This window comes from Actinotalea sp. C106, from assembly GCF_023630195.1.
Taxonomy (GTDB): Bacteria; Actinomycetota; Actinomycetes; order Actinomycetales; family Cellulomonadaceae; genus Actinotalea.
The window spans coordinates 1-538 of the sequence record NZ_JALPKN010000642.1 but is presented as its reverse complement, the minus strand read 5'-3'; the positions used below and the strand labels follow the sequence as shown (position 1 = coordinate 538).

The 538-nt window shown below is 76.8% G+C and carries 1 protein-coding gene; it reads left to right on the top strand.

Annotation, left to right across the window (positions count from 1 at the left end; all coding sequences use genetic code 11):
- Positions 1 to 43: 43 nt before the first annotated feature.
- Positions 44 to 538, top strand: a 495-nt coding sequence (locus tag L0B03_RS18960) for a GGDEF domain-containing protein (protein WP_250448671.1), incomplete at its 3' end; no start/stop codon positions are given.

Here is a 538-nt window from a genome sequence, read left to right as displayed (position 1 = left end):
ACGATCCACCTTGGGGGACCGGAACCAGGCCGACCAGCGGCCCATGGACCCGGTGCGGCAGGCCGAGAGCTCCGAGCCCCGGCGGGCCGGGGCCGAGGCCGACCGCGACCACCAGGCCCACCACGACGCCCTGACCGGCCTGCTCAACCGCGCCGGGCTCCTCGCGCAGGTCTCGCGGCTGCTGGCCGAGGGCCCGACGGCCGCCGCGGTGATCAACCTCGACCACTTCCGTGCGGTCAACGACAGCCTCGGGCACGCCGCCGGGGACGAGCTGCTCAAGGTCATCGCCTCGCGTCTGCAGGCCGCCGTCGGTCACGGCGCGGTCGTGGCTCGCACCTCGGCCGACGAGTTCGCGGTCGCACAGACCGCCGTCGACGGGTCCGACGACGCGGCCCTGCCCGACGCCCTGCTCGGGGCGGTCGCGATGCCGTACCGCGTCGCGGGGGTCGAGGTCGTCACGACGGCGAGCAGCGGGGTGCCCCTCGCGCAGGACGCGCAGCGCTCGGCCGAAGAGCTGCTGCGCCGCGCGGGGGCCGCC